15 protein-coding genes, 3 tRNA genes and 1 riboswitch are annotated in these 14,932 nt (G+C 58.6%); of the genes, 14 read left to right on the top strand and 4 right to left on the bottom strand.

All coding sequences use genetic code 11. From position 1 onward, the window contains the following. The first annotated feature begins 99 nt into the window (after positions 1–99). From gyrB to AC1Z36_RS02560, 7 genes are all read left to right on the top strand, one after another. Complete coding sequence (gene gyrB / locus AC1Z36_RS02590; RefSeq protein WP_219844139.1) at positions 100–2,103, top strand: DNA topoisomerase (ATP-hydrolyzing) subunit B; 2,004 nt, start codon at positions 100–102, stop codon at positions 2,101–2,103. A 58-nt stretch (positions 2,104–2,161) separates the two neighbouring features. Continuing rightward, positions 2,162–4,789 carry a DNA gyrase subunit A gene (gene gyrA, locus AC1Z36_RS02585; RefSeq protein ID WP_483561625.1) on the top strand — a complete coding sequence of 876 codons (2,628 nt, stop codon included), beginning with the start codon at positions 2,162–2,164 and terminating at the stop codon, positions 4,787–4,789. Then, complete coding sequence (locus tag AC1Z36_RS02580) at positions 4,786–5,394, top strand: DUF3566 domain-containing protein (protein ID WP_133833758.1); 609 nt, start codon at positions 4,786–4,788, stop codon at positions 5,392–5,394. The genes gyrA and AC1Z36_RS02580 overlap by 4 nt, the downstream gene beginning before the upstream one ends. A 122-nt stretch (positions 5,395–5,516) precedes the next feature. Further along, positions 5,517–5,590: transfer RNA gene (locus AC1Z36_RS02575), tRNA-Ile, on the top strand. Between the two features lie 31 nt (positions 5,591–5,621). After that, complete coding sequence (locus AC1Z36_RS02570; RefSeq protein WP_219844366.1) at positions 5,622–5,741, top strand: DLW-39 family protein; 120 nt, start codon at positions 5,622–5,624, stop codon at positions 5,739–5,741. 7 nt (positions 5,742–5,748) lie between these two features. Next, positions 5,749–5,821 (top strand) — tRNA-Ala (locus AC1Z36_RS02565). A 95-nt stretch (positions 5,822–5,916) separates the two neighbouring features. Continuing rightward, a tRNA-Ala gene (locus AC1Z36_RS02560) sits at positions 5,917–5,989 on the top strand. 67 nt (positions 5,990–6,056) lie between these two features. Here AC1Z36_RS02560 and AC1Z36_RS02555 read toward each other — a convergent pair. Then, positions 6,057–7,232, bottom strand: coding sequence for a glycosyltransferase family 4 protein (locus AC1Z36_RS02555; protein ID WP_483561624.1), 1,176 nt, complete (start codon positions 7,230–7,232; stop codon positions 6,057–6,059). A 76-nt stretch (positions 7,233–7,308) separates the two neighbouring features. Here AC1Z36_RS02555 and AC1Z36_RS02550 point away from each other — a divergent pair, with 76 nt between their 5' ends. Then, the gene (locus AC1Z36_RS02550; protein WP_332594769.1) at positions 7,309–8,280 is read left to right on the top strand and encodes a bile acid:sodium symporter family protein; all 972 of its coding nucleotides are present in this window, start codon (positions 7,309–7,311) and stop codon (positions 8,278–8,280) included. A gap of 129 nt (positions 8,281–8,409) precedes the next feature. Then, positions 8,410–9,276 carry a DMT family transporter gene (locus tag AC1Z36_RS02545; RefSeq protein ID WP_105658702.1) on the top strand — a complete coding sequence of 289 codons (867 nt, stop codon included), beginning with the start codon at positions 8,410–8,412 and terminating at the stop codon, positions 9,274–9,276. A 6-nt stretch (positions 9,277–9,282) separates the two neighbouring features. Here the strand turns inward: AC1Z36_RS02545 and AC1Z36_RS02540 are convergent, their stop codons facing one another. Beyond that, positions 9,283–9,489: a hypothetical protein gene (locus tag AC1Z36_RS02540; RefSeq protein WP_105658684.1), complete on the bottom strand. Its 207-nt coding sequence runs from the start codon at positions 9,487–9,489 to the stop codon at positions 9,283–9,285. 171 nt (positions 9,490–9,660) lie between these two features. Between AC1Z36_RS02540 and AC1Z36_RS02535 the strand changes: the two genes are divergently transcribed. Together AC1Z36_RS02535 and AC1Z36_RS02530 are read left to right on the top strand one after the other, a co-directional pair. After that, positions 9,661–10,206 carry a peptidylprolyl isomerase gene (locus tag AC1Z36_RS02535; RefSeq protein WP_105658683.1) on the top strand — a complete coding sequence of 182 codons (546 nt, stop codon included), beginning with the start codon at positions 9,661–9,663 and terminating at the stop codon, positions 10,204–10,206. A gap of 237 nt (positions 10,207–10,443) precedes the next feature. Further along, entirely contained in the window at positions 10,444–11,163 is a 720-nt protein-coding gene (locus tag AC1Z36_RS02530) for a rhomboid family intramembrane serine protease (RefSeq protein ID WP_166650743.1), read from the top strand. 481 nt (positions 11,164–11,644) lie between these two features. Here the strand turns inward: AC1Z36_RS02530 and AC1Z36_RS02525 are convergent, their stop codons facing one another. After that, a complete protein-coding gene (locus AC1Z36_RS02525) occupies positions 11,645–12,262 on the bottom strand; it encodes a LysE/ArgO family amino acid transporter (RefSeq protein ID WP_105658681.1) in 618 nt (205 codons plus the stop codon). 76 nt (positions 12,263–12,338) lie between these two features. On the opposite strand from AC1Z36_RS02525, the gene AC1Z36_RS02520 reads away from it, so the two are divergent. Continuing rightward, the gene (locus AC1Z36_RS02520; RefSeq protein WP_105658680.1) at positions 12,339–13,217 is read left to right on the top strand and encodes an ArgP/LysG family DNA-binding transcriptional regulator; all 879 of its coding nucleotides are present in this window, start codon (positions 12,339–12,341) and stop codon (positions 13,215–13,217) included. A 5-nt stretch (positions 13,218–13,222) separates the two neighbouring features. Continuing rightward, positions 13,223–13,288: riboswitch (guanidine-III (ykkC-III) riboswitch) on the top strand. 11 nt (positions 13,289–13,299) lie between these two features. Further along, on the top strand, positions 13,300–13,617 hold the full coding sequence (locus tag AC1Z36_RS02515; RefSeq protein ID WP_105658679.1) for a DMT family transporter: 318 nt from the start codon (positions 13,300–13,302) through the stop codon (positions 13,615–13,617). Positions 13,618–13,677: 60 nt separating this feature from the next. On the opposite strand, the gene AC1Z36_RS02510 is transcribed toward AC1Z36_RS02515, so the two are convergent. Continuing rightward, positions 13,678–13,935 (bottom strand): cell division protein CrgA, encoded by a 258-nt coding sequence (locus AC1Z36_RS02510; RefSeq protein ID WP_105658678.1) that lies wholly within the window; start codon positions 13,933–13,935, stop codon positions 13,678–13,680. Between the two features lie 221 nt (positions 13,936–14,156). Between AC1Z36_RS02510 and AC1Z36_RS02505 the strand changes: the two genes are divergently transcribed. After that, positions 14,157–14,930 (top strand): class E sortase, encoded by a 774-nt coding sequence (locus AC1Z36_RS02505; protein ID WP_105658677.1) that lies wholly within the window; start codon positions 14,157–14,159, stop codon positions 14,928–14,930. Positions 14,931–14,932: the final 2 nt, after the last annotated feature.

Here is a 14,932-nt window from a genome sequence, read left to right as displayed (position 1 = left end):
GGGCAATCGCGCGCCAAATCCGAGGAGTTCGTAGCACCCGTGTCTACCGAAAATGCTTCACCGCAGGAACCGGCTGAAAGCCAAGCCCCCGCGGAATCGATGACTTCCAAAGTCGAACACACTTACGGCGCCCAGGATATTACCGTCCTCGAAGGACTCGAAGCGGTACGCAAACGCCCGGGCATGTACATCGGTTCCACCGGCCCTCGAGGCCTGCACCACTTGGTCTACGAAGTCGTCGACAACTCCGTCGATGAGGCGCTGGCTGGCTACTGCGACACCATCAACGTCACGCTGCAGGCCGATGGCGGCGTGCGCTGTGAAGATAACGGCCGCGGCATCCCAGTAGACATCCACCCAACCGAGGGCAAGCCAACCGTAGAGGTTGTCATGACCATCCTGCACGCAGGCGGCAAGTTCGGCGGCGGCGGCTACGCGGTCTCCGGCGGCCTGCACGGTGTGGGCATCTCCGTGGTGAACGCCCTGTCCGAGAAGGTCGACACCATCGTGCGCCGCCAGGGCCATGCGTGGCGCATCGGCTTCGGCAACGGCGGCCACACCGTCCAGGAGCTGACCAAGGGCGAAGAAACCGAGCTGACCGGCACCAGCCAGACCTTCTACCCGGATCCGGAAATCTTCGAGACCACCGAATTCGATTTCGAGACGCTTCGCGCCCGTTTCCAGCAGATGGCCTTCCTGAACAAGGGCCTGCGCATCACCCTCACCGATGAGCGAGTGCAGGACAACGAAGAGCCCGAGGCCGAGGTCGAGGAGGAAATCGAGAACCAGGTAGTCAAGCCGCGCACGGTGGACTACCTGTACAAGGACGGCCTGCTGGACTACGTCAAGCACCTGAACGCCGCCAAGAAGATCGAACTGGTCCACGACGAGGTCATCGCCTTCGAATCCGAAGATGCTGCCCGCGGCATCAGCCTGGAAATCGCGATGCAGTGGACCAGCGCCTACGCCGAATCCGTGCACACCTACGCGAACACCATCAACACCCATGAAGGCGGCACCCACGAAGAGGGCTTCCGCGCGGCCCTGACCGGCCTGCTCAACCGCTACGCACGCGATAACAAGATCCTGCGCGAAAAGGACGACAACCTCACCGGCGAGGACGCCCGCGAAGGGTTGACCGCCGTGATTTCGGTCAAGCTCTCCGAGCCCCAGTTCGAGGGCCAGACCAAGACCAAGCTGGGCAACTCGATGGCCCGAGGCTTCGTCCAGGGCGTGGTCAACGAGGAACTGGGCGACTGGTTCGAGCGCAACCCGAACGTGGCCCGCGACATCATCCGCAAGGCCCAACTGGCTTCGCAGGCCCGCATGGCCGCCCGCAAGGCCCGCGACAACGCCCGCCGCAAGTCGCCGATGGAATCCTTCGGCATGCCGGGCAAGCTCTCGGACTGCTCCTCGAAGAACCCTGCCGAGTGCGAAGTGTTCATCGTGGAGGGCGACTCCGCAGGCGGCTCCGCCAAGCGCGGACGCGACCCGCACACCCAGGCCATCCTGCCGCTGCGCGGCAAGATCCTGAACGTGGAACGTGCCCGCCTGGACCGCGCGCTGGGCAATGCCGAAGTGCAGGCGATGATCACCGCCTTCGGCACCGGCATCGGCGAAGAGTTCGACATGGCCAAGCTGCGCTACCACAAGATCGTGCTGATGGCCGATGCCGACGTGGACGGCCAGCACATCACCACGCTGCTGCTGACCTTGATCTTCCGCTTCATGCGCCCGCTGATCGAGCACGGCTACGTCTACCTGGCAGCCCCGCCGCTGTACCGCATCAAGTGGTCCAATGCGCCGCATGACTACGTGTTCACCGACAAGGAACGCGACCAGGAGCTGCTTGCCGGCCAGGCCGCCAACAAGCGCCTGCCCAAGGACAACGGCATCCAGCGCTACAAGGGCCTGGGCGAGATGGACTACTCGGAACTGTGGGACACCACCATGGATCCGGAGCACCGTACGCTGCGCCAGGTCACCATGGATGACGCGGCCGCCGCGGACGAGGTGTTCTCCGTGCTGATGGGCGAGGACGTCGAGTCCCGCCGTAACTTCATCCAGCAGAACGCCAAGGACGTGCGCTTCCTGGATATCTAGCCGGCCGCCGCCACCACAGATATCCACCGAAGACTTTTTTGACTTGTAAGGGAAGAAATTGAGCGACGAGCAAACCCCTGAGAACGCACCAATGGACGGCGAGATCATCGAGCCGGTCCCAGAAGGCGGTCGCATCGACCAGATCGACCTGCAGACCGAAATGCAGCGTTCGTACCTCGACTACGCCATGGCCGTTATTGTCGGCCGCGCGCTGCCGGATGTGCGCGATGGCCTGAAGCCGGTGCACCGCCGCGTGCTGTACGCAATGTACGACGGCGGCTACCGCCCTGAGCGCTCGTACAACAAGTGTGCCCGCGTGGTCGGCGAAGTCATGGGCCAGTACCACCCGCACGGCGACACCGCGATCTACGATGCGCTGGTCCGCCTGATCCAGGACTGGGTCATGCGCTACCCGCTGGCCCTGGGCCAGGGCAACTTCGGCTCCCCGGGCAACGACGGCGCCGCCGCCCAGCGTTACACCGAAACCAAGATGGCCCCGCTGGCCATGGAAATGGTCCGCGACATCAACGAGAACACCGTTGATTTCCAGGACAACTACGACGGCAAGAACCAGGAACCAACGGTTCTTCCGGCGCGTTTCCCCAACCTTTTGGTCAACGGCTCCTCCGGCATCGCCGTGGGCATGGCCACCAACATCCCGCCGCACAACCTGCGCGAAGTCGCCGAGGGCGTGCAGTGGTACTTGAAGAACCCGGAAGTTTCGCGCGAGGAGCTGCTCGCCGAGCTGATGCTGCGCGTGAAGGGCCCGGACTTCCCATCCGGCGCCATGATCCTGGGCACCAAGGGCATCGCCGATGCCTACCGCACCGGCCGCGGCTCGATCACCATGCGCGCAGTGGTCAACGTGGAGGAAATCCAGGGACGCACCTGCCTGGTGGTCACCGAACTGCCGTACATGGCCAACCCGGATAACCTCGCGGTGAAGATCGCCGAACTGGTCCGCGACGGCAAGATCGCCGGCATCGCCGACATGCGCGACGAGACCTCGGGCCGCACCGGCCAGCGCCTGGTCATCGTGCTCAAGCGCGATGCCGTGGCCAAGGTAGTGCTGAACAACCTGTACAAGCACACCGAGCTGCAGTCCAACTTCTCGGCCAACATGCTCGCGATCGTCGACGGGGTGCCGCGCACCCTGCCGCTGGATGGATTCATCCGCCACTGGGTCACCCACCAGATCGAAGTGATCGTCCGCCGTACCGAATACCGCCTGAAGAAGGCCGAGGAAGAAGCCCACATCCTGCGCGGCCTGCTCAAGGCCCTGGATGCCCTGGACGAGGTCATCGCCCTGATTCGCCGCTCGGCTACCACCGAGGCGGCGCGCGACGGGCTGATGGAGCTGCTGGACATCGACGAGAACCAGGCCCGCGCCATCCTCGATATGCAGCTGCGCCGCCTGGCCGCCCTCGAGCGCCAGAAGATCCAGGACCGCCACGCCGAGCTCGAGCGCATGATCGCTGAATTCGAGGCGATCATCGCCGATCCGGCACGCCAGCGCCAGATTGTCTCCGAAGAACTCAGCGAGATTGTCGACAAGCACGGCGACGACCGCCGTACCAAGGTGCTGATGGGCTACGACGGCGACATGAGCGTCGAAGACCTGATTCCCGAAGAGGAAATGGTCGTCACCATCACCCGCGGCGGCTACGTCAAGCGCACCCGCATCGACAACTACCGTTCGCAGGCACGTGGCGGCAAGGGCATCAAGGGCGCGAACCTGCGCGGGGACGACGTGGTGGAGCACTTCTTCGTCACCTCGACCCACAACTGGCTGCTGTTCTTCACCAACCACGGCCGGGTTTACCGCACCAAGTGCTACGAGCTGGCCGAGGCCGGCCGCGATGCCAAGGGCCAGCACGTAGCCAACGTGATGGCCTTCCAGCCGGACGAGCACATTGCCCAGGTGCTGGACCTGCGCACCTACCAGGATGCGGCCTACCTGATGCTGGCTACCCGCAACGGCTTGGTCAAGAAGACCCGCCTGGAGGATTACGACACCAACCGCACCGCCGGCGTGATCGCGATCAACCTGCGCGAGGACGATGAACTGGTCTCCGCGCAGCTGGTCAGCGAATCCGATGACGTGATGCTCGTCTCACGCAAGGGCCAGTCGGTCCGCTTCACCGCCACCGATACCGCGCTGCGCCCCATGGGCCGTGCAACCTCGGGCGTGACCGGTATGAAGTTCCGCGAAGACGATGAACTGCTGGCAGCCGACGTGGTCCGCGAAGGCTCCTACGTCTTCACCGTGACCAACGAGGGCTACGCCAAGCGCACCACCGTCGAGGAATACCGTGTGCAATCCCGCGGTGGTTTGGGCATTAAGGTGGCCAAGCTCAACGAGGAACGCGGTGAGCTGGTTGGCGCGCTGATCGTCGACGAGACCGATGAGGTCTTGGTGGTGATGGGCTCGGGCAAGGTGGTCCGCTCGGCCGTTTCGCAGGTTCCTTCCAAGGGCCGCGATACGATGGGCGTCATCTTCGCCAAGCCGGACAAGAAGGACCGGATCCTTGCGGTTGCCAAGAACTCTGAGACTGAGCTCGAAGAGAACTTGGAGGAAGATGCCGTAACGTTGGACGCAGAAAACACGATCGATGAGTCATCGGCTGTGCCAGAAAACGAATCCGGCGCGGAAAATGATGACAACACTAACGGAGGTAACGCATGAGCACGCCCTCGACGCCACGCCCCAGCGGCGGTGCCCCGAAGAGCGCAGCGCCGCGACCTACCCAGGTAAAGCGTCCAGCTCCGACCGGTACTGGCGCCCGTCCGGCTAGCGCCGGCGCACGACCAGCAACAGGCCAAGCGCGTCCAGCGGGCCAGCGCCCGACAGGAGCGCCGCAGCGCCCAACCAGCCAGCAGCGTCCGGCCAATGGCCAGGATCGCCTGGTTCGTCCAGCGCCCAAGGCAAAGGTCCGCAAGGCCCGCCTGCTGGTTTCCAAGGTGGAGCCTTTCTCGGTTCTGAAGCTGGCCTTCCTGCTCTCGGTAGCTTTCGGTGTGATCACCGTGGTTGCCGCCGTGGGCATCTGGGCTGTCTTGGATCTGACCGGAACCTTTGATGCGTTCAACCAGCTGATGCGCGAGGCCATTGGCGCCGACGGCAACTTCGACCTGCGCGACACCATGTCGCTAGGCCAGGTGGCTTCCTACGCGACGATCATCGCAGTGGTGAACGTAGTGGTAATTTCCGTGGTCTCCATGCTTGGCGCGGTGCTGTACAACATTGCTGCTTCACTGGTCGGCGGAGCCGGAGTGACCCTCACCGACGACTAGGAACACCCCAAGTCGAGCCCGGGATTCATGCTGTGATGCATGACACCCGGGCTCGATTTGTATCTTTGGGAGAACACCGGTAAAGTTTTATTTCGTTCCGAAGGGAACAAAAACAAAAGCAAGGGCGTATAGCTCAGGCGGTTAGAGCGCTTCGCTGATAACGAAGAGGTCCCAAGTTCAAGTCTTGGTACGCCCACGGAAACCTTGCTGGAGAGAAAGAGGGAGTAATGAAAAAGTTCCTGGTTCTCGCATCGATCGCGGCTGCTGCAGTAGTCTTGGTCAAGAAAGCGAAGGCTTCGTCGGAAACGAAGGAAACCTGGCATCAGGTAGCCGATAAAGTTTCCTAAAGCTTTTGGGGCCTTAGCTCAGTTGGTAGAGCGTCTGCTTTGCAAGCAGAATGTCAGGAGTTCGATTCTCCTAGGCTCCACAAAAGAAAGTGGCGGAAAGTGAAAACTTTCCGCTAATTCTTTTTGATTGATTCGGATGAATTGATCTTGGAGTGGAAACTTCAAAATTGAATACGGGGCCTTAGCTCAGTTGGTAGAGCGTCTGCTTTGCAAGCAGAATGTCAGGAGTTCGATTCTCCTAGGCTCCACATTTGCCAAAAGGCGGAAAGTGAAAACTTTCCGCCTTTTGCGTATCCAGAAGAAAATTCTATTTCGCTAGTGCCGGATCCGGGCCATCCGGACATGCTCATAGTGTCCAATAAGCTGCTCGCCAATGCTGTGCCAGGACCGATCCTGGACACTGCTAAGCGCAGCGCTGGCAAAAGCCAGCCGTTTCGCATCGTCATAGGCCAAGTCGCTGACCCGACTGCGCAGCTCACTAAGGTTTCCTGGCTGATAGAGCCAGCCCGTGCGCGAGGAATCCACCAGATCCAGCGGTCCCCCACGGCCTACGGCCACGACAGGCACACCACAGGCCATGGCTTCCTGAATGGTCTGGCAAAAGGTCTCTGAGGCGCCAGGATGCACAAAGATGTCCAGCGAAGCCATGACCTCGGCCAAGCGTTCCCCGGAAAGGAAACCGGTGAAGTGGGCGTTGGGCAAAAGGCTGCGCAGTTCGTCCTCGAGTGGGCCGGAACCGACGATCACCAGCCGAGTATTCTCAAGACTCGCCAGGGCCTGCAGGTCCGCGACCTGCTTCTCTGCTGCCAGCCGGCCGACGTAGCCAATGACTACCTCGTCATTCGGGGCAACCGCCTGCCTGAACTGCTCGCTTCGCCGTCTTGGCGTGAACTGCGCTGTATCTACTCCCCTGCCTGAAATGGCAAGCCGCGGAACGCCCAGAGATTCGAGCTGGTGGTAGGAAAACGTGCTTGGAACCAGAGTGAGGTCCGCACCCGTGTGGATCGCTCTGACGTGCTCCCAGAGCCTCTGCGTCAGCCACGGCATTTTGTAGCGTGCCGCGTAGCTGGGAACCTCGGTCTGATACAGCGCCACGGTGGGCAATTCGAGTTCCTGTGCAGCGCGCAGAGCCTGCCATCCAAGGATGAACGGGCTAGCCAGATGAACTACGTCGACGCGCTCTCGAGCCAGCATCTTGCGCAGGCGCGCCACACTGGTGGTAGCGACCCGAACCTCGGGATAGCTTGCCAAAGGCATCGACGGAACTGTGAGGATCTTGAAGCCCTGATAGAGCTTTGGCACGCCATGGCCCGACAGCTCCCCTGCCAGCGAGCCTGCAGGGGTAATGACCACGGCCTCCTGGCCAGTCTGCCTGAGGTGATCCAGCGTCTTGAGGATTGAGTTGGTGACCCCATTGAAATGGGGAAGGAACGATTCAGCGACGATTGCTACCTTCACATCTTCAGCATGCTTTTCGTCAATTACACGCAAGTGAATATGACAAGGGTAGTGGATTAACTTCAGCTGTCTCGTTGTGGCCGCAACTCTTTAGTGGCAAAATACCTAGGTGCCCTATGAACAGTCCAGCCCTTCCGCCGTGGCGGTAAATGCCAATAAGAACGAAAAAGACTCCCGCATCGCGGTGTTGCTATTCCCTGTGCTGATTTTGCTGGGCGGACTGTGCGGAATGCTCGTTCCCCAAGCGTTCGTGGGGTTTTCCGGATGGATAAATCCCCTGCTGATGGTGATCATGTTCTGCATGGGGCTGACGCTGACCTTGCCAGACTTCGCCCTGGTGTTCAAGAACCCGTTGCCGGTGCTCGGCGGTGTCGCAGCGCAGTTCATCGTGATGCCATCCATGGGCTGGCTGGTCGCCACGCTGCTGCAGCTTGAACCTGCCTTGGCCGCCGGCCTGATCCTGGTTGGCTGCGCACCAGGTGGCACGGCATCGAATGTGGTTTCCTACCTGGCTCGAGGCAATGTCGCCTTGTCCGTTGCCATGACGTCCGTGTCGACCTTGCTCGCACCGCTGCTGACCCCGGCGCTGGCCTTGTGGCTGGCTGGCCAGTACATGCCGGTCGATGCTGGATCCATGGCCGTCAGCGTCATCAAGATCGTACTGATCCCTGTGGTCCTAGGCATCGTCCTGCGCATGCTGTTCAACCGGTTCGTGGCGAAGATCGGTGGTGTGCTGCCATGGCTGTCGGTGCTAGCCATCACCTTCGTGGTGACGGTCATCGTCGCGGGCAGTGCACAGACGATTTTGACTGCTGGCCTGCTGGTCCTGGTTGCGGTCATTTTGCATAATGCCCTGGGCCTGGCTTTGGGGTATGCCATGGGTGTCCTGTTGCGCGTTCCCGAAGCTTCCCGGCGCACAATCGCCATCGAAGTCGGCATGCAGAATTCAGGCCTCGCCGGTGGGCTAGCGAAGCAATACTTCTCGCCTGAAGCCGCTCTGCCAGGTGCCGTATTCTCTGTTTGGCATAACTTGTCCGGCGCATTGATCGCAGCTTATTGGCGGAGAAAAGACGCTAAATAGCTCGAGAGTGCGGGCACGGATAAAAGTATTCCATCATAAGAATATCTTGATCTGTCCAAGTATTCGCCGGATCCGGCACGTTCCGAGTTCGAATGAAGCCCATGCGCTGGGAAACTGTAATCTTGGTTGGTGACCATCTTGCTTGCCTTGGTCGGAATTCTCGGGATTTCGGCATCCGGCCCCATTATTGCCGCCTTCCCTGGTGTCCCGGTTCTCTCCATGGCCTTTTGGCGCAATGGAGCTGCGGCGGCCGCGCTCAGCGCACCGGCACTGCGAAAGAACTCCAAAGCTTATCTGCAGATGACCGGGCGAGAATGGTTCTTCACCGGGGTAGCAGGTGTAGCTCTCGCACTGCATTTCGTGTGCTTCATGTATTCGATGCGACTAACCAGCGTGGCTGCTGGAACGGCACTGGTGTGCATTCAAGGTGTCTGGATCGCGATTTACCAGGTTCTTCGCGGAACCAAATATCGAACGCAGGTTTTCCTTGGCATGGGCATTGCGCTGCTTGGTGCAATCATCATCACGGGATTCGACATGGGGCTGGGACGTGATGCCATCATTGGCGACCTCTTGGCACTAGCCGGTGGCGTCTTGGCCGCTGTGTACACGCTGGCCGGATCCGTGGCTCGCAGGACCTTGGGAACTACAACGTATGCCTCGAGCTGCTATGCCATTACCGCCGCAGTGCTGCTAATCCTGTGTTTCCTGACTGGAACGCCGATTTGGGGTTTCGACGCCCGAGGATGGATGGCGATCATTCTGCTGACGCTTTGCGCGCAGATCTTTGGCCATACCGCCATGAATCATTTGCTCAGCGTGCTCGGTCCGCTCACGGTCTCGACGCTGATTCTGCTCGAGATTCCTGGCGCGGCAATCCTGGCGGCAATGTTCTTGGGGCAGGTAGTTCCTATCGCTACCTATGCCGGGTTGGCCGTGATACTTGTTGGGCTTGCCCTCGTGATTCGAGGGCAAGCCCAACCAAAAGCAGCCTAGACGGCTTTATTTGTCATCTTCGAGGATTTCGCGGATTTCTTCCACGCTGGCTTCACGCGATTCAACAGGCTCGTGCGGTTGTGCAGGAAGTGGTTCGTTTTCCCATGGATCCTCAATTGGTTTCGAGGCCTTCCACACAGCTACCAGCACTGCGACAAGTCCCGCAATCAAGCCAACGGCTAGTACTTTTCCTGCTTTGCTCTTCTTGCTCATGCATTGCTCCCGATCCGAAAAAATTCACGCTAACCGACAGTTCAAGACTAGGCAGTTCTATGCCCAGTGGCCAGCAGTATCGGACAAGCAACCTAAGAATGGTCCAAATTTTCTCTCAACGCGTACGTCAGTATTTAGCGGGTCGAGCATAGATCATGGAAGAATGAAGGCATGACCGCAAACGCAACTCATAAAGCCACGATTCACACTACTTTGGGCGATATCGTTGTCGATCTCTTCGGCAACCACGCACCAAAGACCGTAAAGAACTTCGTTGGCCTCTCGACCGGTGAGCAGGAGTGGGTACACCCAGAATCCGGTGACAAGAAGACCAACACCCCGCTGTACAGCGGAACCATCTTCCACCGCATCATTTCTGATTTCATGATTCAGGGTGGCGACCCACTGGGCCAGGGCTTCGGCGGCCCAGGCTACCAGTTCGATGATGAGATCCACCCAGAACTGAACTTCAACGAGCCTTACAAGCTGGCCATGGCCAACGCGGGCATCCGCATGGGCCGTGGAACCAACGGTTCGCAGTTCTTCATCACCACCGTTCCTACCACCTGGCTGCAGGGCAAGCACACCATCTTCGGTGAAGTCCTTGACGCTGACTCGCGCAAGATCGTTGACGCGCTGAACGCCGTTGCTACCGATGGCCGTGACAAGCCACTGGAAGACGTCGTTATCAACTCGGTCGACATCGAGACCCTGTAACAACACAGGCGCACCAACCCGAGGCTCTGACGATTCCCTAGCGGCATTGTCGGGGCCTCGAGTACTTAATCCTTCTCCCCCAACTCAAGGCAGGAACTGATGTCCTTTGGACAGGTTTTCCCAGAGGGCCAAGCAACTCCGACGTGCTATCGACACTCGCAGACGGTGTCCTATGTTTCATGCCACCGGTGCGGACGTCCGGTCTGCCCGCAGTGCCAGGTCTCTGCGCCTGTAGGTGTGCAATGCGTAGACTGCGTCGCGCAAGCCAATAAGAACCTGCCGCGGCAGAAGACCCAATTCGGTGGCCGGGCTCGATCCGGTGCTCCTGTTATCACCTACACTTTCATCGGCCTGAACGTGCTGGTGTATCTGCTGCAGTGGATCATCCCTGGATTCACCAATCAGCTTGTACTTGCGCCGGCTCTGGCCGCCTATGAGCCATGGCGCCTGATCACCAGCGCCTTTGCCCACTCCACGAGCTCCTTCTTGCACCTTGCCATGAACATGTACGGCGTCTACATCTTCGGCACCATGCTCGAACCAAGGATGGGACGGCTGCGCTTCACCTGGCTATACCTGCTCAGCGCTTTTGGCGGTTCACTAGGCGTTCTCCTGCTGAGCAACCCGATCAGCGCCACGCTCGGCGCTTCGGGCGCACTGGCAGGCTTGTTCCTCGCAACTTTCGTAGTGTTCCGTTCCAACAAGCAGGCACTTCGCTCCATGGGAATCATCCTGGCGCTGAATGTCGTTCTCGGCTTCGTTATTCCCAGTATTTCGTGGCAGGGGCATCTGGGCGGAGCGATATTGGGTATCCTCGCAGCCTGCTGCATTGTGCTGATCCCGCGAAGTAATCCACAGCGTGCGCGTAACCAGATACTTTTACTCACGGCCTTGTCGATTGCGTTGCTGGCAGCCCTTTACCTCTCCACGGAAGCAGTGAAGTGGCCCTTGGGATAGTTCGAAAAGAAGCAATGCAGTTATCCACACTGCTTATCCACACTGTTAATAACTTACAAGCGTGTAACTCTCGAGGCCTAGTGGTTATTAACAGCCCCAAGACCCCGTGATATCAGGGATATTCGCCTTGGAGTACCCAATACTCACAACCTCGTCCCCAGTTGTGGATAACTTTTTAACAACCCCTGTAGATAGTGCATATACGAATCCACCGACTGTTAATAACTTCGGGTTCGAAAGTTTAAACGAATCATGAGAATCACGGTTCAATAAGCGGAATCACGCCTTATCCACAGCCGGAATCCACAGTGTTAATAACTTACAAGCATGTCATTTCAGTTTCCAATATCCACGTTGACCTGTACTTTATCCGAAAAATCGTGAACTCTACCCAAGTTCTCCCCAGCTGTGGATAACTTTGTGAACAACTGTTTATAAAAGTTGTTCACAGTCACTGTGGATAAGCGTGTTTGCCTGTGGATTACTTGGTGAGAACTGGCAGGATCAGCATGCTGGCAAAGATGAGCATGACGATTCCGATAAGTACATCAAGTACCTGCCACGCCTTGGGGTTGGCAAAGAGCGGGGCAAGGAAACGTGCGGCGTAGGCAAGTGCGAAGAACCAAGTGAAGCTGGCAATGATCGCACCAGTGGCGAAATAGGGTGCGCCTGCGGCTTGGGAAGTAGCAATTGAACCAAGAAGCAGTACCGTGTCGATATAGACATGTGGATTCAGCCAGGTGAGGGCCAACGTCGTTCCGATGATCGAGACGGCTGTTGTTGCACCGGGGAGCCCTGAGACTTTCAGCGCCTCGGGCTTCAGTGCTCGGCGGAAAGCGAAAATCGCGTAGCTTGCCAGGAAGATGAAACCGCCTATTCGCGCAATCACCAATATCCAGGGCGCTCGGTCGACAAGCGCTCCCATGCCGCTGGCTCCGGCGGCAATCAGGATCGCATCTGATAATGAGCACACCAAAGCGGTGATGAAAACATGCTCTTTCCTGATTCCCTGGCGCAGCACAAACGCATTTTGCGCACCGATGGCGACGATGAGGGACAGGCCAGTGGTAAAGCCGAAGAACAAGGATCCAGAGAGCATGTAGAAACTGTAAGAGATTAGCTGATCTGCGTCGAACTTAAGTTTCTGATTCTAGATTAGAGTTCCTAATGTGAACATGGATGTGGAACACCTCGAAACCCTGCTTGCGGTAGTTGATGCGGGAAGCTTCGATGATGCCTCGATTGATCTGGGAGTGACCGCTTCGGCCGTCAGCCAGCGCATCAAGGCCTTGGAGAACCGCCTGGGCGCAGTCCTGCTCGTCCGCAGTCGCCCGGTTAGGCCTACCGAGCATGGACTGAAAGTTCTGCGCTATGCGCGACAGATGACGCTGCTCAGTGCAGAGTTCTCCAAAGAGATAGCCTCCGAAAATCCGATCCCGATCGCCATTGGAGTCAACGCGGATTCGCTCTCCACTTGGTTCGGTCCGGTATTCTACGAGCTCGCGAAGTTCGAAGACCTCTCCTGTGAAATAGTGCGTACCGATGAAAACAGGGGACTGGAGCTACTTCGAACCGGTCGCGTCAGCGCCGTGGTCACCAATGCGGAGGAGAATATCCAGGGTTGCATCAGTGACAAACTGGGTGCACTGCGCTATCGCGCAGCCGCGCAAGCTTCGGTGGTCCAACGCCATGTACCTACTGGGGCCGTGGAAGAGCTCATTCGCACTCCGATGGTGGTCTTCGATCGTGAGGATCCCTTGCAGCATGAGATGCTCCAGCGGGTTGCCGGGGCTAAAGCGCGACCGGAAGGCCAAGTCCACCATGTTCCAGATTCCATGCAGTTCGTTGCGGCCATAGAAGCGGGGATGGGGTGGGGGATGATTCCAGAAACGCAGCTGCAGAAAGCCAGCGGGCTGCAGGTACTCAACGAGCAATGGTTTATCGATGTGCCACTGTATTTTCAGCGCTGGGCTGTGGACTCGCAGATCCTCGCGAGGATAGGTGGCATTTTGGTCACAGCCGCGAGACAGCAAGGCCTGCATTTGCTAGCCTGAGGTGGTCACCAGCAATCATTGCTTGGACCCGGACGAGGGAGCCGTACCCGGAGCGCGACAAGACGGCCAGAAAGTATCTGGCATGCATTGGGTAATTTTGATCGTTTCCGGACTATTCGAAGCGGTATGGGCCATCGCTCTTGGCATGAGCGAGGGGTTCTCCAAACTCGTTCCGACCATCGTCTTCTTCGCGGCGCTGGTTGTGTCCATGGGTGGACTGGCCTACGCCATGAAGGAAATTCCCGTCGGCACTGCATATGCCATCTGGGTAGGCATCGGAGCCTCGCTTGCCGTCATTTACTCGATGGCCACCGGACAGGAAGCCTTCAGCGTACTGAAGATGGTCTTCATTCTCGGATTGGTTGGTTGCATCATCGGCTTGAAAGCCGTCAGCCACTAATATCAAAAGCCGCCATTAAACAACTTCGCCGGCCCCCTCAGCAGGGGGCCGGCGATACGGCTATTTCCAGCCCGTTGTCATGAAAAAGCCGACCATCGCAATACCGAAGCCGACAACGATGTTCCAACCGCCGATATTCGGAATCGGGTACAGGGTCTGCGAAACGTAATAAACGATGATCCACAGCAAGCCCAGAAGCATCAGTCCGAACATGACTGGCTTGTACCAGCCCGGCATCGGCTTATCGATGGCATGGGCGCTCTGGCGCGTCTCCTGCGGCTGTGAATTCTTCTTGCGTCGTGGCTTTGACTCCGGCACTCGAATGCTCCCTCGGCTTCATCTGCTTAATGTAGTAAATGTGGGTGACCTTCAGGTCTTCCCGGTAGGCTTGGGTGCAAGAATGCTGAGAACTGCTTAGTGCATTCCTACGTAGCTTCCATACTAGCCGTTACCCGCTGGAACTCTGGGTTTTGGCCAGTATCGACCCATCTTAGTTGACCTATTTCGCGCATTTCTTTCCCTTAAGGAGCCAGACCGCCGTGAACCGATCAGCCACTGCGCAGGGACGTCGCATGCAGCACCGACGACCGTCGGCAGGAAACCGTATTGCCGGATTCTTTGGCGAACTGCTGATCACCCTTGGCATCTTGCTGATGCTCTACGTGGTGTGGGAACTGTGGTGGACGAATATCGACTCGGCCCAGGCCCAGAAGGAAGTCACCGCAAACCTCGTGCAAGAACTTGGCGAGGTCGTGGTGCCGGAAGGCAACGAGGAGGAAGAGGAGAAGGACTACGGTCCGGCTCCGGTCACGGAATTGGCTCCCGGAGAAACTTTCGGGATCATGTATTTCCCGCGCTTTGGCGCTAGCGGATCGCACCACCCGGTGACCTACGGAGTGGAAGACCACGTGATCGATAACCTCGGCATTGGCTATTACCCGACCACGCAGCAACCGGGGGAGCTGGGCAACTTCGCCGTAGCGGCCCACCGCCAGACCCATGGCCAGGTCTTCTGGGATATTGACAAGCTGCAAGACGGCGACAAGATCTATCTGCAGACTGCACAGGGGTATTACACCTACACCTGGTACGCCACCGAGATTGTGGCTCCATCCAATGGCGATGTCCTGTTGCCTACCCCGCACCAGTGGGGAGTGGAACCAACGAAGTCCATCTTGACCATGACCACCTGCCATCCGAAGTACTCGACCCAGCAACGCATGATCGCGTATTCGGAACTCACCGATTGGCGTCCACTGGATGCAGGTCCGCCGAAGGAAATCCGTGACATGGTCATCGACGCAACGAGCTAGGA

It is taken from the genome of Glutamicibacter sp. BS14, from assembly GCF_056934375.1.
This window is presented reverse-complemented; position numbering and strand designations above follow the sequence as displayed.

Excerpts from the sequence above, each read along its gene's own strand:
- gyrB (WP_219844139.1), top strand. The coding sequence starts at position 100 with ATGACTTCCAAAGTCGAACACACTTACGGCGCCCAGGATATTACCGTC.
- AC1Z36_RS02580 (WP_133833758.1), top strand. The coding sequence starts at position 4,786 with ATGAGCACGCCCTCGACGCCACGCCCCAGCGGCGGTGCCCCGAAGAGC.
- AC1Z36_RS02570 (WP_219844366.1), top strand. The coding sequence starts at position 5,622 with ATGAAAAAGTTCCTGGTTCTCGCATCGATCGCGGCTGCTGCAGTAGTC.
- AC1Z36_RS02540 (WP_105658684.1), bottom strand. The coding sequence starts at position 9,489 with ATGAGCAAGAAGAGCAAAGCAGGAAAAGTACTAGCCGTTGGCTTGATT.
- AC1Z36_RS02535 (WP_105658683.1), top strand. The coding sequence starts at position 9,661 with ATGACCGCAAACGCAACTCATAAAGCCACGATTCACACTACTTTGGGC.
- AC1Z36_RS02525 (WP_105658681.1), bottom strand. The coding sequence starts at position 12,262 with ATGCTCTCTGGATCCTTGTTCTTCGGCTTTACCACTGGCCTGTCCCTC.
- AC1Z36_RS02520 (WP_105658680.1), top strand. The coding sequence starts at position 12,339 with ATGGATGTGGAACACCTCGAAACCCTGCTTGCGGTAGTTGATGCGGGA.
- AC1Z36_RS02515 (WP_105658679.1), top strand. The coding sequence starts at position 13,300 with ATGCATTGGGTAATTTTGATCGTTTCCGGACTATTCGAAGCGGTATGG.